Source organism: Xenorhabdus vietnamensis, assembly GCF_002127535.1.
Classification (GTDB): domain Bacteria; phylum Pseudomonadota; class Gammaproteobacteria; order Enterobacterales; family Enterobacteriaceae; genus Xenorhabdus; species Xenorhabdus vietnamensis.
On the sequence record NZ_MUBJ01000008.1, the window covers coordinates 126,484 to 150,615 of the forward strand.

At 43.1% G+C, this 24,132-nt stretch carries 22 protein-coding genes and 2 tRNA genes; 2 read left to right on the forward strand and 22 right to left on the reverse strand.

What is annotated here, in order from left to right:
• Nucleotides 1-131: 131 nt before the first annotated feature.
• The 22 genes from pnuC to sdhC form a co-directional block, all read right to left on the reverse strand.
• Nucleotides 132-851, reverse strand: coding sequence for a nicotinamide riboside transporter PnuC (pnuC, locus tag Xvie_RS09515; RefSeq protein ID WP_086109091.1), 720 nt, complete (start codon nucleotides 849-851; stop codon nucleotides 132-134).
• A 308-nt stretch (nucleotides 852-1,159) separates the two neighbouring features.
• A tRNA-Lys gene (locus tag Xvie_RS09525) sits at nucleotides 1,160-1,235 on the reverse strand.
• A gap of 32 nt (nucleotides 1,236-1,267) precedes the next feature.
• Nucleotides 1,268-1,343 (reverse strand) — tRNA-Lys (locus tag Xvie_RS09530).
• Nucleotides 1,344-1,499: 156 nt separating this feature from the next.
• Nucleotides 1,500-2,276: a cell division protein CpoB gene (cpoB, locus tag Xvie_RS09535; RefSeq protein WP_086109092.1), complete on the reverse strand. Its 777-nt coding sequence runs from the start codon at nucleotides 2,274-2,276 to the stop codon at nucleotides 1,500-1,502.
• A 9-nt stretch (nucleotides 2,277-2,285) separates the two neighbouring features.
• A complete protein-coding gene (gene pal / locus Xvie_RS09540; RefSeq protein WP_086109093.1) occupies nucleotides 2,286-2,792 on the reverse strand; it encodes a peptidoglycan-associated lipoprotein Pal in 507 nt (168 codons plus the stop codon).
• A gap of 42 nt (nucleotides 2,793-2,834) precedes the next feature.
• Nucleotides 2,835-4,136, reverse strand: a complete 1,302-nt coding sequence (gene tolB, locus Xvie_RS09545) for a Tol-Pal system beta propeller repeat protein TolB (RefSeq protein WP_086109136.1) — start codon at nucleotides 4,134-4,136, stop codon at nucleotides 2,835-2,837.
• A 190-nt stretch (nucleotides 4,137-4,326) separates the two neighbouring features.
• Nucleotides 4,327-5,406 (reverse strand): cell envelope integrity protein TolA, encoded by a 1,080-nt coding sequence (gene tolA / locus Xvie_RS09550; protein WP_167376256.1) that lies wholly within the window; start codon nucleotides 5,404-5,406, stop codon nucleotides 4,327-4,329.
• A 35-nt stretch (nucleotides 5,407-5,441) separates the two neighbouring features.
• A complete protein-coding gene (tolR, locus tag Xvie_RS09555) occupies nucleotides 5,442-5,873 on the reverse strand; it encodes a colicin uptake protein TolR (protein WP_086109095.1) in 432 nt (143 codons plus the stop codon).
• Between the two features lie 20 nt (nucleotides 5,874-5,893).
• Complete coding sequence (gene tolQ / locus Xvie_RS09560) at nucleotides 5,894-6,583, reverse strand: Tol-Pal system protein TolQ (protein WP_086109096.1); 690 nt, start codon at nucleotides 6,581-6,583, stop codon at nucleotides 5,894-5,896.
• A complete protein-coding gene (gene ybgC, locus Xvie_RS09565) occupies nucleotides 6,580-6,984 on the reverse strand; it encodes a tol-pal system-associated acyl-CoA thioesterase (protein ID WP_086109097.1) in 405 nt (134 codons plus the stop codon). The genes tolQ and ybgC overlap by 4 nt, the downstream gene beginning before the upstream one ends.
• 114 nt (nucleotides 6,985-7,098) lie before the next feature.
• The gene (ybgE, locus tag Xvie_RS09570) at nucleotides 7,099-7,386 is read right to left on the reverse strand and encodes a cyd operon protein YbgE (RefSeq protein WP_086109098.1); all 288 of its coding nucleotides are present in this window, start codon (nucleotides 7,384-7,386) and stop codon (nucleotides 7,099-7,101) included.
• A complete protein-coding gene (cydX, locus tag Xvie_RS09575; RefSeq protein WP_086109099.1) occupies nucleotides 7,386-7,502 on the reverse strand; it encodes a cytochrome bd-I oxidase subunit CydX in 117 nt (38 codons plus the stop codon). Before cydX ends, ybgE begins: the two co-directional genes overlap by 1 nt.
• A gap of 11 nt (nucleotides 7,503-7,513) precedes the next feature.
• Complete coding sequence (gene cydB / locus Xvie_RS09580) at nucleotides 7,514-8,653, reverse strand: cytochrome d ubiquinol oxidase subunit II (protein WP_086109100.1); 1,140 nt, start codon at nucleotides 8,651-8,653, stop codon at nucleotides 7,514-7,516.
• A 14-nt stretch (nucleotides 8,654-8,667) separates the two neighbouring features.
• The gene (gene cydA, locus Xvie_RS09585; protein ID WP_086109101.1) at nucleotides 8,668-10,239 is read right to left on the reverse strand and encodes a cytochrome ubiquinol oxidase subunit I; all 1,572 of its coding nucleotides are present in this window, start codon (nucleotides 10,237-10,239) and stop codon (nucleotides 8,668-8,670) included.
• Nucleotides 10,240-10,896: 657 nt separating this feature from the next.
• Complete coding sequence (gene sucD, locus Xvie_RS09590) at nucleotides 10,897-11,766, reverse strand: succinate--CoA ligase subunit alpha (RefSeq protein WP_086109102.1); 870 nt, start codon at nucleotides 11,764-11,766, stop codon at nucleotides 10,897-10,899.
• Nucleotides 11,766-12,932, reverse strand: coding sequence for an ADP-forming succinate--CoA ligase subunit beta (gene sucC, locus Xvie_RS09595; protein WP_086109103.1), 1,167 nt, complete (start codon nucleotides 12,930-12,932; stop codon nucleotides 11,766-11,768). The genes sucD and sucC overlap by 1 nt, the downstream gene beginning before the upstream one ends.
• Before the next feature lie 283 nt (nucleotides 12,933-13,215).
• Nucleotides 13,216-14,427, reverse strand: a complete 1,212-nt coding sequence (gene odhB, locus Xvie_RS09600; protein ID WP_086109104.1) for a 2-oxoglutarate dehydrogenase complex dihydrolipoyllysine-residue succinyltransferase — start codon at nucleotides 14,425-14,427, stop codon at nucleotides 13,216-13,218.
• A 13-nt stretch (nucleotides 14,428-14,440) separates the two neighbouring features.
• A complete protein-coding gene (gene sucA, locus Xvie_RS09605) occupies nucleotides 14,441-17,248 on the reverse strand; it encodes a 2-oxoglutarate dehydrogenase E1 component (RefSeq protein WP_086109105.1) in 2,808 nt (935 codons plus the stop codon).
• 367 nt (nucleotides 17,249-17,615) lie between these two features.
• On the reverse strand, nucleotides 17,616-18,332 hold the full coding sequence (locus Xvie_RS09610) for a succinate dehydrogenase iron-sulfur subunit (RefSeq protein ID WP_086109106.1): 717 nt from the start codon (nucleotides 18,330-18,332) through the stop codon (nucleotides 17,616-17,618).
• 37 nt (nucleotides 18,333-18,369) lie between these two features.
• Nucleotides 18,370-20,136: a succinate dehydrogenase flavoprotein subunit gene (gene sdhA / locus Xvie_RS09615; RefSeq protein ID WP_086109107.1), complete on the reverse strand. Its 1,767-nt coding sequence runs from the start codon at nucleotides 20,134-20,136 to the stop codon at nucleotides 18,370-18,372.
• The gene (gene sdhD, locus Xvie_RS09620) at nucleotides 20,137-20,484 is read right to left on the reverse strand and encodes a succinate dehydrogenase membrane anchor subunit (protein WP_086109108.1); all 348 of its coding nucleotides are present in this window, start codon (nucleotides 20,482-20,484) and stop codon (nucleotides 20,137-20,139) included.
• On the reverse strand, nucleotides 20,478-20,867 hold the full coding sequence (sdhC, locus tag Xvie_RS09625) for a succinate dehydrogenase cytochrome b556 subunit (RefSeq protein ID WP_086109109.1): 390 nt from the start codon (nucleotides 20,865-20,867) through the stop codon (nucleotides 20,478-20,480). Before sdhC ends, sdhD begins: the two co-directional genes overlap by 7 nt.
• Nucleotides 20,868-21,498: 631 nt before the next feature.
• On the opposite strand from sdhC, the gene Xvie_RS09630 reads away from it, so the two are divergent.
• Together Xvie_RS09630 and Xvie_RS09635 are read left to right on the forward strand one after the other, a co-directional pair.
• A complete protein-coding gene (locus tag Xvie_RS09630) occupies nucleotides 21,499-22,782 on the forward strand; it encodes a citrate synthase (protein ID WP_086109110.1) in 1,284 nt (427 codons plus the stop codon).
• A gap of 313 nt (nucleotides 22,783-23,095) precedes the next feature.
• Complete coding sequence (locus tag Xvie_RS09635; protein WP_086109111.1) at nucleotides 23,096-24,097, forward strand: S66 family peptidase; 1,002 nt, start codon at nucleotides 23,096-23,098, stop codon at nucleotides 24,095-24,097.
• Nucleotides 24,098-24,132: the final 35 nt, after the last annotated feature.

Below are 24,132 nucleotides of genomic sequence, written 5' to 3' on the forward strand. Positions count from 1 at the left end.
TATAAAAATTCACTAAACGTAAAAATGATGTTAATTCAAATAAATGGACTGATAAGAAGAAAGGATTTTGTAGTAAAAATATCAATTAACAGGCCATAGATAGATTAATTACCTATGGCCGATGAGCAGCCTTAATTTACATTTTGTTCGTTATCCGTAGGCTTAACAGCCTTGATCCATAGACGAGCCCCATTTAGTGCGATACCTGTCAAAATAATATATTGCAGCGACATCGCCAGAACGCCCTGATGATAATAAATCACTACGCTGATAACATTGATAATGATCCAAATTAGCCAGTTTTCTACATGCTTACGAGTCATCAGTATCATAGCCACTATGGATAATACCGTCATAACCGAATCCCAGAATGGGAAAGCATCTGGCTGTAACTCAGGCATAATGATATTAAAGCCCATTCCCTGTAGAGCAAGCACCACGACTTTCGCCATATAACCAAATATTTGATCAATATTGAATGTCATGATCAATATGGCAAGAATTGAAATCGCGGCAACAATAGCCACCTGTTTGGGATTAAGCCAACGAATTTTAAGCTCTACTTGTTTTTGCTCATTTACTCGGCTCCATGCATACCAACCATAGATATTGGCTGCGAAGAAAAAGATTTGCAGCATGAGGCTGGCGTAGAGTTGAATTTGAAAAAAAATGATGGCAAATAGTGAAACATTAATTAACCCAAATAGGTAATTAATGATTTTCTCTTGACTGGCAAGCCAAATACATAACAAACCTGCTATCGTACCAATCGCTTCAATATATGAAAGGTTATAACCATCTGTTCCTAATGGAATATGTACTAATATGTTATTGATATTGAAAAAATCCATGATTTCTTATCCTTACCATAATTAATGTTTAGTATACCAATACAACAAACGTGAAATCACAAAACAAATAGGCTATTTTTGCGCTTTAATGTTTTTCATATTAAACAAAATAGCTAATTTAAAGAAAAAAATCTTTAAGTATTTTAATGATTTTAAAATAATAAGGTAGAAAAAATGTAAAACCGTTGTCTCGCTTCGTTCGGCTCGAACCTGCCAACCAATTGATTAAAAATCGATTGCTCTATCGACTGAGCTAACAATACATTTTAGAAGTACATTTAAGAATGTGATTGGATTAAGAGTTTAGATGGTGGGTCGTGCAGGATTCGAACCTGCGACCAATTGATTAAAAGTCAACTGCTCTACCGACTGAGCTAACGACCCATCTAAGGATATGCTTGAATTGAAAATTTAGATGGTGGGTCGTGCAGGATTCGAACCTGCGACCAATTGATTAAAAGTCAACTGCTCTACCGACTGAGCTAACGACCCATCTAAATCTGTTTGACAGTTATCCCTGCCAACGGCGGCATATATTACTGATTTCTCAGTATGGTGCAACATTTATTTTAGAAAAATCACTTAAGTGCCTATTAATAAAACAATTACTCCCCAAAAGACCGATATTTGACCTTTCGGGGAAAATTATTACATCCCAGAAAGCTTTTTCTCGGCCATTTTTGCTGAATTAGAGCCAGGATATTGCTTAACTACCTGCTGATAAACAGCTTTCGCTTTCGCTTTTTGTCCCTTTTCCTGCATAATCACACCAACTTTATACAGGGAGTCACTGCTTTTCTGTGACTTAGGGTAATCTTTCACAACAGTGGCAAAATAATAAGCCGCATCGTCTTTCTTGCCTTTGTTGTAATTTAATTGCCCTAGCCAATAATTAGCATTCGATAAGTACTTAGACTTAGGATGGGTTTTAACAAAGTTTTGAAATGCTGCAATTGCCTTATCATATTCTTTGGAGTTGATAGCCAAAGAAACGGCAGCATCGTAGTCACCCTTTTCACTTCCTGTACTCGCAGGTGCGGCGGGTTGTTTATTATCACCTTGTGCCGAAGGAGCAACATTACGATTTTCTGAATCTGAACTTTCTGCACTTGATGGGTTGGTGATTTTATCCAACTGCAGATAAAGATCTTTTTGGCGCTCAATAACCTGATTTAATTGATACTGATTTTCCTGAATTTGACCACGGAGCATATCAATATCACGTTGGGAATCAGAAAGTTGTTGCTGAAGTTGGGTTAATAATTGACTGTGAGCGTCAGAAATACGCTCTAATTGAGAGAGGCGCTCATCGGTGGAGCCTGAGCCGACATTACTGATTGGCGCTCGGGCGGTAGCGGCCCAAGGAGCCGCTACGCCAACCAATAACGACAGACCCAACACATAACGTCTGAAGTTACTGTTCATGCATTACTCTTAGTATACGATTACAGCGCGACGGTTTTTAGCGTACGCTGCTTCGTCATGGCCAAGTACAGCTGGTTTTTCTTTACCGTAAGAAACGATAGCGAGCTGATCAGCAGAAACGCCTTTGCCTTGCAGATACATTTTCACTGCGTTCGCACGGCGCTCACCCAGAGCAATATTGTACTCCGGAGTACCACGCTCGTCTGCGTGACCTTCAATAGTAACTTTAACAGATGGGCTAGTACGCAGGAATGCAGCGTGTGCATCCAGTATCTGAGCAAATTCGCTGTTGATATCATACTTATCGAAACCGAAGTATACGATGTTTTTGTTCTGCAGCTCTTGCATCTGCTGACGTGCTAATTCTTCAGCAGACAGACCTGTTGATTTAGAAGAATTATCAACAGTGCCTACACCAGACTGATCATTGTTGCCATTTTTGTTAGTACTACACGCTGCTACGGCCATGATTGGTAAAGCTAACATCAGCCCTTTTAGCACTTTGTTCAGTTGCATCTCTTTGATCCTTTTATAGTTTGCCATACATATTATTATGCATCACAGATACGGCGACCAGGCAGGAGATTTTACCTGTCCATTGGTAGCCGGAAGACGCGCTTTGAAACGCCCATCAGTCGAAACTAGCTGCAATATAGTTCCCCACCCTTGAGTGGAGCTATAAATCACCATAGTGCCATTAGGTGCGATGCTCGGCGTTTCATCTAGAAACGTATCCGTCAAAATTTGGACAGATCCCGTTGCCAGATCTTGTTTGGCGATGTGCTGACTGCCACTTGCCGAGCTAACCATTACGACAAAACTACCGTCAGGGCTAACATCTGCATCTTGGTTCTGTGACCCTTCCCAAGTTAGGCGTTGTGGAGCACCGCCATTAATATCAATTTTGTACAACTGCGGACGACCACCCTGATCTGAGGTATAGACCAATGTTTGGTTATCCGGCATCCAGCTTGGCTCAGTATTATTACTGCGGCCATCAGTGACCTGACGGATTTGGCCTGAAGCTAAATCCATCACGTAGAGATTCAAACTACCTGTTTTAGATAATGCAAAAGCAAGTTTAGTCCCATCTGGGGAAAATGCAGGCGCTCCATTATGACGAGGGAACGAAGCTACCTGACGTACAGCACCTGTTGTCAAGGTTTGAATAATCAACGCAGAACGACCACCTTCAAACGTAACGTAAGCAAGTTTGGAAGCATCTGGTGACCATGCTGGTGACATCAGTGGTTCAGGTGAACTGTGTACCCGAGTTTGGTTATAGCCATCATAATCAGAAACATACAACTCATATGGGAATTTACTTTCATTGCTGTTTTTGACGACAACATAAGCTATACGGGTACGAAATGCACCTTTAATGCCAGTCAGTTTTTCAAATACCTGATCACTGACTGTGTGTGCTGCAAAGCGCAACCATTTTTTCTCAATTGTGAACTGGTTTTGTTCCAACACAGTTCCCGGAGCACCAGCAACATCAACAAGCTGATAAGAAACAAGAAATTTACCATCCGCACTTGGCTGAATATGTCCGACAACCACTGAGTCGATTCCAAGCGCAGACCACGCACCAGGCGTTACCTCTGAGGCAATCGTCGGTTGTTGCGGCATACGGCTTGAATCAATCGGATTAAATTTTCCACTGTTTCTTAAATCAGCAGCAATAATTGAACTAATATTTTCAGGAGCATCTCCTGCACCAGACCATTTAAACGGGACTATCCCAATAGGACGAGCAGAATCAACACCTTGTGTAATTTCAATACGAACATCTGCATGAGCAAGCGTAGCCCACATCATCAGAAAGCCCAATATTATTCTAATCTTCTGTTTAAACATTTGTTCAAAAGTTTGCTTCATCATTTCTCCCTTATCGCGATCTTTTATATGCCCGCAATAATCCGCCGGATTCTAACAAACGCCAACAAACAAAACTAGATACCTAAATAAAATCTAATAATTTTGTTTGTACATATAAATAATTCGAAGATTTATCTGACAAATAATACGTTCACACTAAATATTTACTTTACTGTGGCTTAAAGTCTAGAGTGAAACTCTTGAAATGTTCATAAATCTCTTTACTTGGTGGACGTGGCATCTTCTTTGTCTGATTAGCCGCTGCAAGCGCTGCTCTACACAAAGCTGGATCACCCGCCCCTGCTTTGATATCAATCAGTAATCCATCCGGTGCCAGTTTTATATTTAAATCACAAGTACGGCCGATATACAGAGATGGATCACGAAAATGATGTTGGATCGCAGCCTGAATTTGCCCCTTGTAATTACTGATATCGGAATCAGAAGGGCCGCTTTTCTTAGCACCACCTTTTCCTGCCGCTGCCGCTCCCCCTGACTTAGGTGCATTAGATGTCAATCCACCTAACAAATCATCGACTTCTTGAGTTCGTTTTGTTGCTTCCGCTTTAGCCTGAGCTTTGGCCTTAGCTTCTGCTTTCGCCTTAGCCTCTTCTTCTGCTTTCACTTTAGCTTCCGCCTCAGCTTTTGCTTTAGCTTCTGTCGCTGCCTTAGCCTTAGCTTCTGCTTCCGATTTAGCTTTTGCCTCAGCCACTGCCTTACGTTTTGCAGCCTCTTCAGCTTCTTTCTTTGCCTGAGCTTCCGCTTTCTGTCGAGCTTCAGCCTGTTCTTTTAAGATCCTTTCTTTCTCTGCCTGTGCTTTTGCAACTGCTTCCTCCGCCTGTTTTTGCTCTTCACGGGCTTTAGCTGCCGCTGCCTCAGACTGTTTTTTCCGCACTTCAGCCGCCTGCTGTGCTTTAATCCGCTCTTCTTCAGCTAATTGCAAACGTTCCTGTTCTTCCGCTTGCTTTGCACGCAATTCAGCCGCTTGCTGTTCAATCTTTTTCTTCCGCTGTTGTTCCGCTAACTTGGCATTGGCCTGTTGCTGCTGCTGTTGATTATATTGTTGAACTACAGCATTCGGATCAACCATCACAGCATCAATGACAGTGCCGCCTTGCCCACCACCACCCATTTCCGTTTTTTGCACCAGAGAACCCCAAATCAGAAAACCGATCAGGATAATATGCAATATTACAGAAATGATAATGGCGCGATTCAGCCTATTGTTTTGCTCGCTTGTCTTTCCCACGCTCGACATCCAGAAACTTTAAGTGACAGCCTCTATCAGGCTCCGATAGGCTGAGTCATTAAACCCACCGATTTTACACCCGCTTTATGAAGCATATTCAATGCCTTGATAATTTCATCATAAGGAACTTCCTTAGAACCACCAATCAGGAAAATTGTTTTCGGATTAGCTTTCATTAAGGTTTGGGCTTCTGCAACAATTTGCTGTTCAGGTAACAATTCCAGACGCTCCTGATTAACAACCATGTTGTATTGCCCTACCCCGGAAACTTCCACAATGACCGGTGGATTATCAGTGCTGGAAACTGTTTTCGAATCCACCGCTTCAGGTAAATCGACTTCTACGCTTTGCGTAATAATCGGTGCTGTTGCCATAAAAATAAGCAACAATACCAGCAACACGTCCAGCAAGGGGACGATATTGATCTCAGATTTTAGCTCACGTCTGCGACTACGAGTGCGTGCCATTCGCTGATTTCCCCTTACGATTACGACTTACTGGCATTAGAAGCAAAAGCCTGACGGTGCAAAATAGCCAGAAATTCTTCCATAAAGTTATCGTAAATTTGTTCTAGTTTGTTAACACGCTGGTTCAGGCGGTTATAGGCCATCACCGCAGGAATTGCTGCAAACAGGCCGATAGCTGTTGCAATCAAAGCTTCAGCAATACCCGGAGCAACCATTTGCAGAGTTGCCTGTTTAACTGCTCCCAGAGCAATAAAGGCATGCATGATCCCCCACACCGTGCCAAACAAACCAATATAAGGGCTGATGGAACCCACCGTTCCCAAAAATGGAATGTGATTTTCCAATGTTTCCAGTTCACGATTGAGTGATATACGCATGGCACGGGAAGCACCTGTGATAACAGCCTCTGGTGCATGGTTATTTGCCTGATGCAAACGGGCGAATTCTTTAAATCCAGAATGGAATATCTGCTCAGTACCACTTAACGAATCACGACGTGACTGACTTTCTTTATAAAGACGAGATAATTCAATCCCAGACCAAAACTTATCTTCAAATGCTTCTGCCTCGCGGCTTGCAACATTAAGAATCTTTGTTCGTTGTATAATGATTGCCCAAGAGACGATAGAGAAGCCAATCAGAATCAACATGATTAGCTGCACTAAGAAACCTGCCTTAAGAAATAAATCAAGGATGTTCATGTCAGTCACTGCTTAAACTCCGCGACAATAGACTTTGGAAGCGCAATAGGCTTCATTTGAGATGAATTCACACAGACAACCAAACATTCTGCGCTACTGACAATTACGCCATTGCAATCAACAATCCGTTGAATAAATGTCAGAGAAGCGCCACGGATATTCGTAACCTCGCTTTCAACAACCAGCTGATCGTCCAATTTTGCTGGTTTCCGATAGTCAATCGCCATGCGACTAACAACAAAGCCAACTTGTTCATCTAACATATACTGCTGGTGGAAGCCTTTTTCACGCAACATCTCTGTACGAGCTCTTTCGTAAAAGACCAAATATCGAGCGTGATAAACCACACCACTAGCATCTGTGTCTTCGTAGTAAACACGGATAGGCCAACGGAATAACATATTACTCATATAATCCTAATCAGGCGAATTGACGCTGTCACTATACTTAAGACAATAGCGCTTTGGAATGACTTGTTAATAAAAAAATTTTATAGGCCACCGGCCTATAAAGTTATAATTAGTTTACTTAAAGAAATGATATAAGCCAAAAAGAAGAATGAAAAATGCAGGTAATGGATGAAAAAATAAACGCCAGAGAATATGTTTAGGGTGGAAGCCGACACCAAAAGTAACACCAGAACAAACTGCCCAGATCAATAAAATACCTTGCCATATTTGTAGTGAACTGGTGTTGGCTGCAAAACGCGCAGGATCCCAAAACACACATGCAGCAAGCGTTAAGGCTATAATGAGGATAAGAGCCCTCAACAGGCCCTTATCCATAAGTTGGTAGCATTTATCAGCCAACATTATTTTTTGTCACTCTCAGACACTTTTTGTGATTCACTATGCTCAAGTGCCAAAGCAGCAATGATAGCAAAGCTACAAGCCAAGAGCGTTCCTAGAATCCAAGCAAAATACCACATGCCTATGCTCCTTAGTACAGTGAGTGTTTGTTGTTTTCAATATAGTTCTTATCCAAACGTCCGAATGTTTTGTAATAACACCAGATGGTGTAAGAGAGAACAATAGGAATAAAGATAAGTGCAACAACAAACATAATTTGCAACGTCCACTGACTGGATGTCGCATCCCACATGGTCAGGCTGACATTAGGATCAAGGCTTGATGGCATCACGAACGGGAACATCGCAATACCTGAAGTCAGAATAATGCAAGCTACTGTCAATGATGAAAACAGGAATGCCCAAGCACCTTTATCTATCCAAGTAGCCAACATTGTCAGCAGCGGGAGAAGTACTCCCAACACAGGTATGGCCCACAGAGTCGGGTAATTATTGAAATTGATCAGCCATGCACCTGCCTGCTTAACCACTTCCTTATGCAACGGATTAGATGCTGCATTAACATCCAGCCCTCCTATTACAACATAGCCATCAATGCCGTAGATTAGCCATATACCTGCCAACAGAAATGCAACTGTTGTTATTGCTGCACAAATATAAGTCGCGGTACGAGAGCGAAGGTGTAATTCACCTGTTGTGCGCATTTGCAGGTAAGTTGCACCTTGCGTCACAATCATCATCAAGCTAATCACACCAGCCAGTAACCCATAAGGATTCAGCAACCCAAAGAACGAACCTTCATAGGAAACGCGCAGACCAGAATCCACAGCCAGCGGTACGCCTTGCAGCAAATTACCAAATGCAACCCCGATGACCAATGCAGGTACAAAGCTACCGATAACCAGTCCCCAATCCCACATGTTTCGCCATTTGCTGCTTTCTAGTTTTGAACGGTAATCAAAACCAACCGGGCGGAAAAATAATGCAGCCAAGACTAGAATCATTGCCACATAAAAACCAGAGAAAGCGGCAGCATATACCGTTGGCCATGCAGCAAACAAAGCACCACCAGCGGTAATTAACCAAACTTGGTTACCGTCCCAGTGCGGGGCGACTGAGTTAATCATGATGCGGCGTTCGGTATCATTTTTACCAATGATTTTCAGTAGAATACCTACTCCCATATCGAAACCATCAGTCACTGTGAAACCGATCAGCAATACACCAATCAGCAGCCACCATATAAATCGTAATACATCATAATCAAGCATAAGTGGACTCCTGCTTACTCAATATTATTCGCTGAAGAAGCTGTTTTTTGTTCAAAATGGTAACGTCCGGTCTTAAGGCTACTTGGGCCAAGACGGGCAAATTTGAACATCAAGAACATTTCTGCGATCAAGAATAAAGTGTACAGACCACAAATCAGTACCATTGAGAAAATCAGATCGCCTACACTGCGTGTTGATGCTGCAACAGCAGTTGGCAACACCTCACCAATCGCCCACGGCTGACGACCATATTCCGCGACAAACCAACCAGCTTCAATGGCAATCCACGGCAATGGAATACCAAATAATGCAGCACGCAACAACCATTTATGTTGACCGATACGGTTGCGGAGAACGCTCAGGAACGACAAACCGATAATCAGCAACATAATAAAGCCAGCTGCCACCATGATACGGAATGCAAAGTAGAGCGGTGCTACGCGTGGAATAGAATCTTTCGCTGCGGCTTTAATTTGTCCTTCTGTTGCATCAGTTACATTTTGGGTATAACGCTGCACAAGCATGCCATAGCCAAGATCTTTCTTACTTTCGTTGAATGCACTGCGAACATTTGGATCAATATTGCCTGAACGCAGTTCTTCCAGTAACTCATAGGCCTTGATACCATTACGGATACGTTGCTCATGCTGGTTCATCAGGTCACGCAGACCAACGACAGGCGTATCTGTGGAGCGGGTAGCAATCAAGCCTAAGGCGTAAGGAATTTGGATGGAATATTTATTTTCCATTTTGTCCTGATCAGGAATACCAATTAGCGTGAATGAGGCAGGAGGCGGCTGAGTCTCCCATTCTGCTTCAATTGCTGCCAATTTAGTTTTCTGCACATCCCCCATTTCATACCCAGATTCATCACCCAGAACAATGACAGACAGTATCGCAGCCATACCAAAACTTGCTGCAATTGCAAAAGAACGTTTGGCAAACGCAAAATCGCGCCCTTTAAGCAGATAGTAAGAGCTGATACCCAATACAAAAATGGCACCTGTCACATAACCAGCCGCAACAGTGTGAACAAATTTCACCTGAGCAACAGGGTTAAATACCAGTTCGCTGAAGCTCACCATTTCCATTCGCATGGTTTCGAAGTTAAAGTCAGACGCAATCGGGTTTTGCATCCAACCATTCGCAATCAGAATCCACAATGCAGAGAAGTTAGAGCCTAATGCAACCAGCCAAGTCACCGCCAAGTGTTGTTTCTTACTCAGTCGATCCCAGCCGAAGAAAAACAGACCAACGAATGTGGATTCGAGAAAGAATGCCATCAGACCTTCGATGGCCAGAGGCGCACCAAAAATATCACCAACATAATGTGAGAAATATGACCAGTTGGTTCCGAACTGGAACTCCATGGTCAAGCCCGTTGCGACACCCAGAGCAAAGTTAATACCAAACAACTTACCCCAGAATTTTGTCATATCTTTATAGATTTGTTTGCCAGAAAGGACATATACCGTTTCCATAATCGCAAGCAAAAACGCCATACCTAGCGTTAATGGCACAAACAGAAAATGGTACATGGCAGTTAAGGCAAACTGTAATCGTGACAGTTCGACAATATCAAACATCTTGACTCCTTGCTCCCAGCAGGAAGACACCGACTTGCGGCAACCCGACTTCGTAAAACGAAAGTCTCGTAACTACCAGCAATAAATGCCTCAAACATAATAATGAATTATTAACAAAATCAAAAATTCATAGATATCACAATAATATTACGCCTATATTCACATACAATAAATAAATTTTACGTGACTAAGCTTAGAATTCCTGAATATAGGTCAACAACGCCATAAATTCCCAGATTAATATCTATATATACTAGATCAATTTAATCAATTTTAGCGAATATAATCCAGAGTAATAAATTGATTTTAGTCAATTTTTTCCTTGTTTTGTTAAGCTTTACAGCTATTATTTCATTATGGTTTACCGGGTGTTAATAAATTGTTATTTGCCATGGGTCTTAATTTATTTTTTGCTGTAAAAAGCATTATAAAATTAACTTTTCATTTTCATTCTTTAAAAAATATATTTTTTCAATGTTTCTAATTTAATTAATCAAATAAATAGATTTTTCTAAAATCCAGTTCAATTAAACTGAAAAGTAACGCATCTTATAAATGAACTAACCTACTGTTAATATTATAAATAAAAATAAAAGGCCGCCCTAAGGCAGCCTTTTTCTATAAATTTTTCTATAAAAATAGTTTATTTTGGGTTTCTTATGCCAATAACGCTTTTACAGCATCGCCAATATCGGCCAGACTACGAACAGTCTTCACACCCGCAGCTTCAAGTGCAGCAAATTTCTCATCAGCTGTACCTTTGCCGCCTGCAATAATCGCTCCAGCATGGCCCATACGCTTACCTTTAGGTGCAGTCACACCTGCAATATAAGCAACAACAGGTTTAGTCACATGTTCTTTGATATAAGCAGCAGCTTCTTCTTCGGCTGTACCACCAATTTCACCAATCATGACAATCGCTTCTGTCTGTGGATCTTCCTGGAACAGTTTCAGAATATCAATGAAGTTTGAACCAGGTATCGGGTCACCACCGATACCAACACAAGTAGACTGTCCTAATCCAGCATCAGTGGTCTGTTTAACAGCTTCATAAGTCAAAGTGCCTGAACGAGAAACGATGCCCACTTTACCCGATTTGTGAATGTGACCAGGCATGATGCCAATCTTACATTCGTCAGGTGTAATTACTCCCGGACAGTTAGGGCCTATCATACGAACACCTGCTTGATCCAGTTTTACCTTAACTGTCAGCATATCGAGTGTCGGGATGCCTTCCGTAATAGTGATGATCAGTTTAATACCTGCATCAATCGCTTCCAGAATGGAGTCTTTACAGAATGGTGCCGGAACATAGATAACAGAAGCGGTCGCGCCAGTTGCTTCAACTGCTTCACGTACGGTATTGAATACAGGTAATCCCAAATGTTCAGTACCACCTTTACCCGGTGTTACGCCACCAACCATTTGAGTACCGTAGGCAATCGCCTGTTCAGAGTGAAAAGTCCCTTGGCTGCCAGTAAAACCCTGACAAATCACTTTGGTGTTTTTATCGATTAAAATAGACATTATTTATTCTCCGCTGCTGCTACTGCCTGTTTAGCTGCGTCTGTCAAACTGGTAGCTGCAATGATGTTCAAACCACTGTCTGCCAGTTTTTTAGCGCCCAGTTCAGCATTGTTGCCTTCCAGACGAACGACTACCGGTACGTTAACTCCGACTTCTTCCACCGCACCAATAATGCCGTCAGCAATCAAGTCACAGCGGACGATACCACCAAAGATATTGACCAAAACAGCTTTGACATTTTCATCTGACAAGATGATTTTAAATGCTTCAGTAACACGTTCTTTTGTTGCACCACCACCCACATCAAGGAAGTTTGCCGGTGCACCACCGTGTAATTTGACAATGTCCATAGTTCCCATTGCCAGACCTGCACCATTCACCATACAACCAATGTTGCCATCCAGTGCAACATAGTTCAGTTCCCATTGCGCAGCCTGAGCTTCACGTGGATCTTCCTGTGAAGGATCATGCATTTCACGCAGTTCAGCCTGACGGAACATCGCATTACCATCAGCACCCAATTTTCCATCCAAACAAATCAGATCACCTTGAGTTGTGATCACCAGAGGGTTGATTTCGACCAATGCCAAATCACGCTCTAAGAACAGATTTGCCAGTCCCAAGAAAATCTTGGTGAATTGACCGACTTGTTTACCAGTCAAACCGAGTTTGAACGCCAATTCACGGCCTTGATACGGCATAGGGCCAGACAGTGGGTCGATAATTGCTTTATGAATCAGCTCGGGCGTTTCTTCCGCCACTTTTTCTATTTCGACACCACCTTCAGTAGAGGCCATGAACACTACACGACGCGTACCGCGGTCAACAACAGCACCGAGATACAGCTCCTTGGCAATATCGGTTGCTCCTTCTACCAAAATCTGATGGACAGGTTGCCCCTGCGCATCTGTCTGGTAAGTTACCAGTCGTTTACCCAGCCATTGTTCAGCAAAGGCACGGATATCTTCCTTGTTGCTGACGACTTTCACACCACCAGCCTTACCGCGACCACCTGCATGAACCTGACATTTAACGACCCAAGGGCCTGAACCAATCTTGGATGCTGCTTCTTCTGCTTCGCGCGGAGTGGTACAAGCATAGCCAGCTGGTGCTGGTAAACCATACCGTGCAAAAAGTTGTTTTGCCTGATACTCGTGTAAATTCATGATGTTCTATCCATATTTTGATCTAAGAAAGGTAAATTACCTTCTATCCCCTTCATCTTTCGAGTTGTCTCTTTGTTGACTGCACTTATTCTTCCTGTCACATAGTGAACTATGCTGCTGGGATTCATTCACTTGCCGCCACGATAAAACTAGAAATCTATCGGGTATATATTCGTTGCTCTGGATATGACCAGCCCAAAAGGCTGGCCTGCATATACATTTTTACATCAACGTCGTACTGCTTCAGACTTGACGGAGTTAACACCCTCCGTCGGTAGTGATGCTATACATCCAGCAACAAGCGTGTTGGATCTTCCAGCATTTCTTTGATGGTCACCAGAAAGCCGACTGATTCACGACCGTCAATCAGACGGTGGTCATAGGACAGCGCCAGATACATCATCGGAAGAATCTCAACCTGACCATTTACTGCCATTGGACGGTCTTTAATGGCGTGCATGCCAAGGATCGCACTTTGTGGTGGGTTAATGATCGGGGTGGACATCAGGGAGCCGAAAACACCGCCGTTGGTAATCGTGAAATTGCCGCCAGTGAGTTCTTCAACGGTCAATTTACCGTCGCGGCCTTTGATAGCCAGCTCTTTAATGTTTTTCTCAATGTCAGCCATGCTCAGTGCATCTGCATCACGCAATACCGGTGTAACCAAGCCGCGTGGTGTAGATACAGCAATACTGATATCAAAATAGTTGTGGTAAACCACATCAGTGCCATCAATGGAAGCGTTCACTTCTGGATAGCGTTTCAACGCCTCAACAACCGCTTTCACATAAAAAGACATGAAACCCAGACGCATACCATGACGTTTCTCAAATACATCGCCATACTGCTTGCGCAATTCCTGGATTGGCTTCATGTTGACTTCATTGAAAGTCGTCAGCATTGCTGTGTTGTTTTTCGCTTCAAGCAGGCGTTCTGCAACACGTTTGCGCAAACGAGTCATTGGAACGCGTTTTTCACTGCGATGTGGCAATGAGGATGACTGCTCAGCAGACGCAGCGGGTTTATGACTCTCTTTTTTATTCGCGGCGATATATTTTTCTACATCTTCACGAACAATACGGCCACCAACACCACTGCCTTTAATTGCAGCAGGATCTAAATCATGCTCTGCAATCAGACGACGAACTGCTGGGCTTAATGCATCGTTGCTTTCTTCTTCCAAAGACGCAGTCTGACGCTGTGCTGGTGTTGCTTCTGTTTTTTCTTTTATGTCAGCAGGAATACCAGTGCTGTCTCCCAGACGAATACGACCCAGCAGTTGCTTGGACAGTACAGTGGCGCCCTCTTCTTCCAAAATAGCTTCCAAGACACCGGCTTCACTTGCTGGTACTTCCAGAACAACTTTATCGGTTTCAATTTCAACCAACACTTCATCACGCTCTATGGTGTCACCTGGTTTTTTATGCCATGTGGCAACAGTGGCATCTGCAACAGATTCAGGAAGGTCTGGAACTAGAATTTCTACGCTACTCATTTTCTATCCTTATTTATTCAACGTTCAGTGCGTCATTAACCAGTGCTTGCTGTTGCTTCTGGTGAACAGACGTATATCCCACAGCCGGGGAAGCAGATGCTGGGCGACCTGCATAACGTAACGAAGCCCCAAATGGGATTGCTTCACGGAAATTATGTTGACTGCAATACCAAGCCCCTTGGTTCAGTGGCTCTTCCTGACACCAGACGAAGTCATGAACGTGAGCATACTGCTCAAGCTGAGCTTGCAAGTGCTGACGTGGGAATGGATACAGTTGTTCAATACGCACGATAGCAACATCAGTCTGTTCATTCTTACGACGCTGTTCCAGCAGATCGTAATAAACTTTACCGGAACAAAGTACAACGCGCTTAACACCTTTTGGATCCAAAGCGTCAATCTCACCAATCACTGGCTCGAATTTGCCGTTTGCCAATTCATCCAGACTAGATACTGCCAATGGATGGCGCAGCAATGATTTAGGTGACATAACGATGAGCGGACGGCGCATACCACGCAGAGACTGACGACGCAACATGTGATAAACCTGAGCAGGAGTCGATGGCACACAAACCTGCATGTTTTGTTCAGCACACAGTTGCAGATACCGCTCCAGACGTGCCGATGAATGCTCTGGACCTTGCCCTTCATAGCCATGTGGCAACAGCATAACCAGGCCACACATACGACCCCATTTCTGTTCACCAGAGCTGATGAATTGGTCAATTACAATCTGAGCCACGTTGGCAAAGTCACCAAATTGCGCTTCCCAAATTGTCAGAGCGCGAGGTTCAGTTGTTGCATAACCGTATTCAAATGCCAGTACAGCTTCTTCTGAAAGCACAGAGTCCCATACATTGAATACCCCTTGACCATTGTGAATATTTGCCAGAGGCACATATACAGAAGCATTGGTCTGGTTATGAATAACGGCATGACGGTGGAAGAAAGTACCACGACCCGCATCTTCACCGGAGAGACGCACAGGGATGCCTTCGTCAACCAGAGTTGCGTAAGCCAGTGTTTCCGCACCACCCCAGTCAAACAATTTATTGCCATTAGCCATTTCTGCACGGTCGCCATAGATTTTCGCAACACGTGAGTGCATTTCCACTTCGGCAGGAATAGTGCTGATGCGTTTACCAAGATCTTGCAAGCGTTTCATATCCACTTGGTGTGGATACTCTTCATCCCACTCGTGATTCAGGTAAGGTTCCCATGTGAATGAATGCAACCCCATTGGACGCCATTCATCAACAACACACTCGCCATGATCCAGTGAGTCACGATATAGGTTCACCATCTCAGTAACGTCATTGGCAGCCAGCAAGCCTTCTGCTACCAGTTTATCTGCATAGATTTTACGTGCTGTTGGCTGTTTCTTGATCTTCTGGTACATCAAAGGCTGAGTTGCGCTTGGCTCATCAGCTTCGTTATGACCATGGCGACGATAACAAACCAAATCGATCATCACGTCACGTTTGAAGGTATTACGGAAATCAAGCGCCAGACGAGTAACAAATGCAACCGCTTCCGGATCATCCGCATTAACGTGGAAAATCGGTGCCTGAACCATTTTCACAATGTCAGTACAGTATTGTGTTGAACGAGAATCTTTCGGATTAGAAGTGGTAAAACCAATCTGGTTGTTAACTACGATACGGACAGTACCACCAACTTCATAACCGCGAGCCTGAGACATGTTCAGCGTTTCCTGAACAATCCCCTGCCCTGTTACTGCTGCATCACCGTGGATGGTGACAGGCAGAACCATGTTACTGCGACCTTCATCAAGGCGATCACGGCGGGCACGTACAGAACCGATAACAACAGGACTGACAATTTCAAGGTGAGACGGGTTAAAGGCTAGAGCCAAATGCACCAAACCGCCTTCAGTCTCAAAATCAGAAGAAAAACCTTGATGGTATTTTACGTCACCCGTACCCAAGTGTTCTTTGTGTTTACCTGCAAATTCGTCAAACAGATCAGCAGGTTTTTTACCCAAAAGATTGACCAGAACGTTGAGGCGACCACGGTGAGCCATTCCCAACACAATTTCGCGGGTATCTTGTTTACCAGCGTGGCGGATCAATTCTTTTAACATAAGGATAAGTGAGTCACCACCTTCAAGAGAGAAACGTTTCGCTCCTGGGAACTTAGCACCTAAATAGCGTTCCAAACCTTCTGCTGATGTTAACTCTTTCAGGAAACGACGCTTTTCTTCTGCCTTAAACTGTGAACCAACTGCCACAGACTCCAGACGTTGCTGAATCCAACGTTTTTCTTCTGTATTGGTGATATGCATATATTCCGCACCAATTGAACCGCAATAAATGCTTTTCAGTGCGTCATACAAATCCGCCAATTTCATTGTCTCTTTACCAATGGCAAAAGAGCCCACATTAAACGTTTCTTCAAAATCTGCTTTTGTTAAATTATGGAAAGCAGGATCGAGATCGGGTACAGGTTCCTGTTTCCATAATCCCAATGGATCAAGGTTTGCATCTTGGTGTCCGCGGAAGCGGAATGCATTGATGAGCTGCAAAACTTTGACTTGTTTTGCATCCATTGCTGGATCGCTGACTGAAGTGTGGTAACGCGTGGTATCTTTTGCCAGACGACGGAAGTAATCGCGTGTCTGTGAGTGAAGTTGTTCCCCGCTAAGTCCTGCTTCCGGTAATTGTTGGAAAATCTCTCTCCAACTTGCATCAACGGAATTAGGATCAGTTATATAGTCTTCATAGATTTGCTCTATGTAAGACTGGTTTGCACCAGCCAGAAAGCTTGAGTCCAGCCAGTCCTTCATTGCGCCGTTCTGCATTGTGATCCCTTAAGCTTTGAAAGCTTTAGTTTTCGCCGTGGTTAACAAATACCGCTTAATTAGCGGTGTTGATAAAAGGTTCATTTGGACGTGCTTAATGCATGTTCTCTTTTGGGTTTTCCTACCCTTCAAGGAACCTTTAAAAACTGACATTCAGTTTTTAAAGGTTCCTTTATTTGGAAACATGTCTCGTCTTTAGCAGTAGGCAATTTATCATTTTTCATTCTTTAATGCCCTCCACCGATTTGATATTTATTTCAAAATTGTGGAGGGCGACATTATATGCACTATTTACACACTATTTATGTGTTATTTATGCCCGAAATTTCTCTATCTCTATACGCTATTTACTACTATATGCTATTTACTATGCACTATGTTTCAGCAACATAGATTTAATATGACCAATCGCTTTTGTCGGATTCAACCCTTTAGGACATACATTGACGCAATTCATAATTCCATGACAGCGGAAAACACTGAACGCATCATTCAAATTATCCAGCCGCGAAGTTGTTTCAGTATCACGGCTGTCAATCAAGAAACGGTATGCAGCCAAAAGACCGGCGGGGCCAATAAATTTATCCGGATTCCACCAGAATGATGGACAAGACGTTGAACAACAGGCACATAAGATACATTCATACAGTCCGTCCAGTTTTTCACGCTGTTCCGGTGATTGCAGGTGCTCACGTGCGGGTGGGTTTTTGTTGTCATTAATCAGGTAAGGACGGATTTTTTCATATTGCGCGTAGAACTGCCCCATATCAACAACCAGATCACGAATCACTGGCAGACCGGGCAATGGACGAATAACAATTTTCTTATTGCCACGACGCAACGCAGAAACTGGCATAACACATGCCAAACCGTTTTTACCATTCATATTCACGCCATCAGAGCCACAGACTCCCTCACGACAAGAGCGGCGGAATGCTAAGGTTGGATCTTGCTCTTTTAGCTGGATAAGGGCATCCAGCAACATCATGTCTCGCCCTTCCTGTGCTTCCAGAGTGTAGTCCTGCATACGGGGTACATCATCTACATCTGGATTATAACGATAAATCGAAAATTCAAGTTTCATAATCTATTTCTCCGCAACTGGAACATCAGCAACGCAATTAGTAAGAACGCACTTTCGGCGGGAAAGCTTCACGCAGCGTTGGCTGCATATTCACTTCACGGCGAGTCATGCTCTCAGTTTGCGGTAAATACAGGCTATGGCACAGCCAATTAGCATCATCACGTTCTGGATAGTCAAAGCGGCTGTGAGCGCCACGACTTTCTGTACGGAAATTCGCAGAAACCGCGGTCGAATAGGCCGTTTCCATCAGGTTATCCAACTCCAGACATTCGATACGCTGGGTATTGAATTCTGATGAAGTATCATCCAGACGAGCATTTTTCAGACGCTCACGGATCACTTTCAGTTCTTCAAGCCCTCTTGCCATCGCGTCACCTTCACGGAATACCGAGAAGTTGTGCTGCATACAAGATTGCAATGCTTTGCGGATTTCAACTGGATCTTCACCTGAACGGGTATTATTCCAACGGTTCAGACGTTGAAGTGCTGCATCAACATCAGATTCGCTGGCATCACGGCTAGTCCCCTGCTCCATCAGGCATTCTTTCAAGTGTAGGCCTGCGGAACGGCCAAATACCACTAAATCAAGCAGTGAGTTACCCCCCAGACGGTTTGCACCGTGAACAGATACACAAGCAATTTCACCCACAGCAAACAAGCCTGGAATCACTACATCTTCGCCTTTTTCATTTAGCGTCAGTGCCTGACCGGTGATCTTAGTTGGAATTCCCCCCATCATATAGTGACAGGTTGGAATAACTGGAATCGGCTCTTTTACTGGATCTACGTGGGCAAAAGTGCGGGATAATTCAAGAATACCCGGCAGACGAGATTCCAATACATCTTTGCCCAGATGATCCAGTTTCAATTTGACGTGAGGACCCCATGGGCCTTCGCAGCCACGACCTTCACGGATCTCAATCATCATAGAACGTGCGACCACATCACGGCCAGCAAGGTCTTTAGCATTTGGTGCATAACGCTCCATGAAGCGCTCACCATCTTTATTCAGCAGGTAACCACCTTCACCACGGCAGCCTTCTGTGACCAAAACACCCGCACCGGCAATGCCGGTTGGGTGGAATTGCCACATTTCCATATCCTGAACAGGAACACCTGCACGCAATGCCATGCCCACACCATCACCAGTATTGATATGCGCATTAGTTGTGGATTGGAAGATTCGGCCTGCACCACCGGTTGCCAGGATAGTTGCCTTAGCTTTGAAATAAACCACTTCACCGGTTTCAATACAAATAGCAGTACAACCAACAACCGTGCCATCCTGATTTTTAACCAGATCTAACGAATACCACTCAGAAAAGATAGTTGTATGGTTTTTTAAATTCTGCTGATACAGCGTATGCAATAGGGCATGACCCGTTCGGTCAGCGGCGGCGGCGGTACGAGCGGCCTGCTCACCACCAAAATTTCTGGACTGTCCACCAAATGGACGTTGATAAATACGGCCATTATCCAGACGGGAGAATGGCAATCCCATATGCTCTAACTCTAAAATTGCTTCTGGGCCGGTCTTACACATATATTCAATGGCATCTTGGTCACCGATATAATCGGAGCCTTTCACCGTATCATACATGTGCCATTCCCAGTTATCCTCATGGGTATTGCCCAGAGCAACAGTAATTCCACCCTGTGCTGAAACAGTATGGGAACGCGTAGGGAACACCTTAGAAATCAAAGCACAAGATAAACCCATTTGTGAAATTTGCAGTGCAGCACGCATACCTGCGCCACCAGCACCAATAACAACAGCGTCAAATTCTCTTACTGGCAATTTCATTTATGCACCCCACACAACAATTGTTCCGTAAATCAAATAAGTTAACAGCGCTACAATAATCACCAGTTGCAGAACCAAACGCAGTGCAAGAGGTTTGACATAATCTGTCAATACCTGCCACATGCCAATCCATGCATGGACTAGGATAGAAAGCAGAGTCAACACAGTGAATACTTTAGTGAGGGATGAAGAAAAGAAACCACGCCAGACTTCATAGGTAATATCTGACGTTGTTGCGACAAAACCAACGAGATAAAAGACGTACAAAACAATAATAATTGCGGATGCACGCAACAACAGCCAATCCTGAATACCCGTACGACCCAATGCGGATGCGTTGCTTACCATAATAATACCCCAGCCAGAATAGACAGAATAACCGCAATTACTATTGCTACTTTGGCAGATGCACTACCGGTAGCGAGATTTTCTTCCAAGAAACCAAAATCCATCAACACATGGCGTATACCTCCACAAATGTGGTAAGCCAGTGCCGTCAATATCCCCCATAGGATAAATTTGACGAAGAAGCCAGTCATGATTTCGGATGCTTGTAGGAAGCCCTCCTGCGAAGACAGTGACATCCCCAACAACCACAGCAGAATGCCGACTGCGATAAAGGTGATGACGCCTGAGATACGGTGCAAGATCGATGCTATCGCGGAGACGGGTTGGTCAATCGTCCGCAGATCAAGGTTGACAGGTCTTTGTTTTTTCACAATTTTGCCCACAAAGCTTTTTTTTATTTTCCATCCTCCGGTCCTGGGCAGGAATCAGACAGCGCTAATAAAGAGGATACAAAGACACAACATAATTAACTCAACAATCCTTACTGTTACTGTTCATCAAAAGTTGTGATTTAGTTACGCTGGGTGCTCCTACATCAGGGTAATCCGGAGACCTCACGAAAGTATAAATACTTCACATTGTTATTACAATTACCACACAATATGATTATTAACATTTAGCTTGAACAGTGAGAAGGATCACGCTTCAAACATTTTTTATAAAAAACATTATGTTGTTTGACAAAGATTAAACATTTATCTTACATATATGTCGTTATATATTATTTCACATCATTTTATGATGAAAAATTAATCTTAACGAAAAATAAAAGTTATGTAAAAGTATCATATAAGCACAAAATGGTAACACTTTACGCAAATAATACTTTAAACATAACTCCCAAAAAATTTTTAACAACCTGCAAACTATTGTTGTCCGTAATGAGATTTCAGCGTTAAATGTGATACCAGCCTGATTTTAAATTCTCTCCGGTAGCACAATGTCTTCGGCACAGTATAAATTGTGTCTATCTGGTTGTTAGGGGTTATAAAAATAAGCGCTAAGGAGATGTAAATGGCTGATAAAAAGGCTACGTTGAACATAAATGGTTCAGCTGCTATCGAACTAGACGTACTAACGCCGACCCTAGGTTCTGAAGTGATTGACGTTCGTACCCTCGGCTCAAAAGGCTTCTATACCTACGATCCTGGTTTTACCTCCACTGCCTCTTGTGAGTCGAAAATCACCTATATTGATGGCAATGAAGGCATTTTGCTACATCGTGGTTTTCCCATTGATCAGCTTGCAACGGAATCAACCTATCTGGAAGTCTGTTACATTCTGCTATATGGTGAGCCACCAACACCTGAAAAATATGAAAAATTCAAAACAACGGTGACTCGCCATACAATGATCCATGAACAGATCACTCGTCTGTTCCACGGTTTCCGCCGTGATTCCCACCCAATGGCTGTACTTTGTGGTGTTACGGGTGCTTTGGCCGCCTTCTATCATGATGCTTTGGATGTCCACAATCCCCGCCATCGTGAAATCACTGCTTATCGCCTACTGTCCAAAATGCCAACTGTTGCGGCAATGTGTTACAAATATTCCCTTGGTCAGCCTTTTGTTTATCCACGCAACGATCTGTCTTATGCAGCAAACTTCCTGCACATGATGTTCTCAACACCGTGTGAGGAATATAAGGTTAATCCAGTATTGGAACGCGCCATGGATCGCATTTTCATTCTTCATGCGGATCATGAACAAAATGCATCAACCTCAACGGTACGCACTGCGGGTTCTTCTGGTGCTAACCCATTCGCCTGTATTGCTGCGGGTATTGCATCCCTGTGGGGGCCTGCGCATGGTGGAGCAAATGAAGCCTGTCTGCGGATGCTGGAAGAGATCCAGACTGTCGAACACATTCCCGAATTCATTGCTCGAGCCAAAGACAAGAATGATTCTTTCCGCCTGATGGGCTTTGGTCACCGTGTTTACAAAAACTACGATCCTCGCGCAACAGTGATGCGTGAAACCTGCCATGAAGTTCTGAATGAACTGGGCCTGAATGACAGTCTGCTGGAAGTGGCGATGGAATTAGAGCGCATTGCTCTGAACGACCCATACTTCATTGAGAAAAAACTGTATCCAAATGTCGACTTCTATTCTGGCATTATCCTGAAAGCCATGGGTATCCCATCGTCCATGTTCACCGTGATTTTTGCCATTGCCCGAACAATCGGCTGGATTGCACATTGGAATGAAATGCATGATGAAGGCCTGAGGATTGCACGTCCACGTCAGCTTTATACTGGCCATAATAAACGTGACTTCAAGAGCCAGTTAAAAAAATAATCTAGTCACTCCAATCACACTATCCATATTCTGAATAGTGTATTTCTGCACCTCTCATATCGGTTTTCTTATCCTGATATTAGGGGTGTAGTTTTATATGGTTTTATATGGTTTTATATGGTTTTATATGGTTTTATATGGTTTTATATGGTTTTATATGGTTTTATATAGTTCGATATCAATTATTGTTTTAACAATGCATTTCTCTGACAAGGCATTATTTTAACCATGCATTGTTTTCATAACGTATTTTTTCACAACATATTGTTTTAACAACGTATTGCTTTAACAACGAAAAGAGTATAAAACTAAAATGATTCTTCCACAAAGACTTTCTCTTGGTGAAACTATAGGTTTTTTTTCTTCCTCGGCACCAGCCACGGCCTTTGCCCCTACTCGTTTTACAAGAAGCATCAATTACTTACAAAGCAAAGGTTATAAAACAAAAGCAGGAATATTGACTGGAAAAAGTGATTTTTACCGTTCTGGCAACATTATGCAAAGAGTGGAAGAATTTAACACCTTACTTCGAGATCCTGAAGTAAGATGTATTATGTCCACAATTGGAGGAGATAATTCCAACTCAATATTGCCTTATATTGATTATGATGCTATCAAAAAAGACCCTAAAATTATTGTAGGTTATTCTGACACCACGGCTCTATTACTTGGAATTTATAGTAAAACAAATGTTGTAACTTTTTATGGTCCTGCTTTAGTTGCTTCATTTGGAGAATATCCTCCGTTGGTTGATGAAACTTTTGCCTGTTTTTCCCAAATAATTACTAATACTCAACCACCATTCACTTATAAACAACCTGAATACTGGACAGATGAATATATTGAATGGGAAAACCAAATACATCCGAAAAATACGTTCTCTAATAAATGGATTTTTGACGGAACAGGAAAATATCGCGGCAGATTAATCGGCGGTAATCTAAATACTCTTTATGGAATTTGGGGCAGTGAATATATGCCTGAAATTAAACAAGGTGATATTTTACTGATTGAAGATTGTCACCAAGGAATAGAAGAAGTTGAACGCGCTTTTGCTCACCTTCTGATCTGTGGGATATTTAATAAAGCTTCAGCGATTATTCTTGGAAAACACGAACAATTTAATGATCGGGGAACAGGAAGAACAGCACTGGATGTACTAAAAGAAGTTCTAAATGGTAAAGAAATGCCTATTGTGGCAGACTTCGATTGTTGTCATACACACCCAATGCTCACTATGCCTCTCGGTGTTGATATTGTCATCGATTTTGACTCTGAATCCGTCTTTCTACCAGAGCCTTGGTGTGTAAATTAGCCTTCTATCTTGCATTCTTAGGTAAAGAATACACG

Bases quoted from the DNA above. Each gene is read 5' to 3' on its own strand.
- pnuC (WP_086109091.1), bottom strand. From the start codon at position 851: ATGGATTTTTTCAATATCAATAACATATTAGTACATATTCCATTAGGA.
- cpoB (WP_086109092.1), bottom strand. From the start codon at position 2,276: ATGAACAGTAACTTCAGACGTTATGTGTTGGGTCTGTCGTTATTGGTT.
- pal (WP_086109093.1), bottom strand. From the start codon at position 2,792: ATGCAACTGAACAAAGTGCTAAAAGGGCTGATGTTAGCTTTACCAATC.
- tolB (WP_086109136.1), bottom strand. From the start codon at position 4,136: ATGTTTAAACAGAAGATTAGAATAATATTGGGCTTTCTGATGATGTGG.
- tolR (WP_086109095.1), bottom strand. From the start codon at position 5,873: ATGGCACGCACTCGTAGTCGCAGACGTGAGCTAAAATCTGAGATCAAT.
- ybgC (WP_086109097.1), bottom strand. From the start codon at position 6,984: ATGAGTAATATGTTATTCCGTTGGCCTATCCGTGTTTACTACGAAGAC.
- ybgE (WP_086109098.1), bottom strand. From the start codon at position 7,386: ATGTTGGCTGATAAATGCTACCAACTTATGGATAAGGGCCTGTTGAGG.
- cydX (WP_086109099.1), bottom strand. From the start codon at position 7,502: ATGTGGTATTTTGCTTGGATTCTAGGAACGCTCTTGGCTTGTAGCTTT.
- cydB (WP_086109100.1), bottom strand. From the start codon at position 8,653: ATGCTTGATTATGATGTATTACGATTTATATGGTGGCTGCTGATTGGT.
- cydA (WP_086109101.1), bottom strand. From the start codon at position 10,239: ATGTTTGATATTGTCGAACTGTCACGATTACAGTTTGCCTTAACTGCC.
- sucD (WP_086109102.1), bottom strand. From the start codon at position 11,766: ATGTCTATTTTAATCGATAAAAACACCAAAGTGATTTGTCAGGGTTTT.
- sucC (WP_086109103.1), bottom strand. From the start codon at position 12,932: ATGAATTTACACGAGTATCAGGCAAAACAACTTTTTGCACGGTATGGT.
- odhB (WP_086109104.1), bottom strand. From the start codon at position 14,427: ATGAGTAGCGTAGAAATTCTAGTTCCAGACCTTCCTGAATCTGTTGCA.
- sucA (WP_086109105.1), bottom strand. From the start codon at position 17,248: ATGCAGAACGGCGCAATGAAGGACTGGCTGGACTCAAGCTTTCTGGCT.
- Xvie_RS09610 (WP_086109106.1), bottom strand. From the start codon at position 18,332: ATGAAACTTGAATTTTCGATTTATCGTTATAATCCAGATGTAGATGAT.
- sdhA (WP_086109107.1), bottom strand. From the start codon at position 20,136: ATGAAATTGCCAGTAAGAGAATTTGACGCTGTTGTTATTGGTGCTGGT.
- sdhD (WP_086109108.1), bottom strand. From the start codon at position 20,484: ATGGTAAGCAACGCATCCGCATTGGGTCGTACGGGTATTCAGGATTGG.
- Xvie_RS09630 (WP_086109110.1), top strand. From the start codon at position 21,499: ATGGCTGATAAAAAGGCTACGTTGAACATAAATGGTTCAGCTGCTATC.
- Xvie_RS09635 (WP_086109111.1), top strand. From the start codon at position 23,096: ATGATTCTTCCACAAAGACTTTCTCTTGGTGAAACTATAGGTTTTTTT.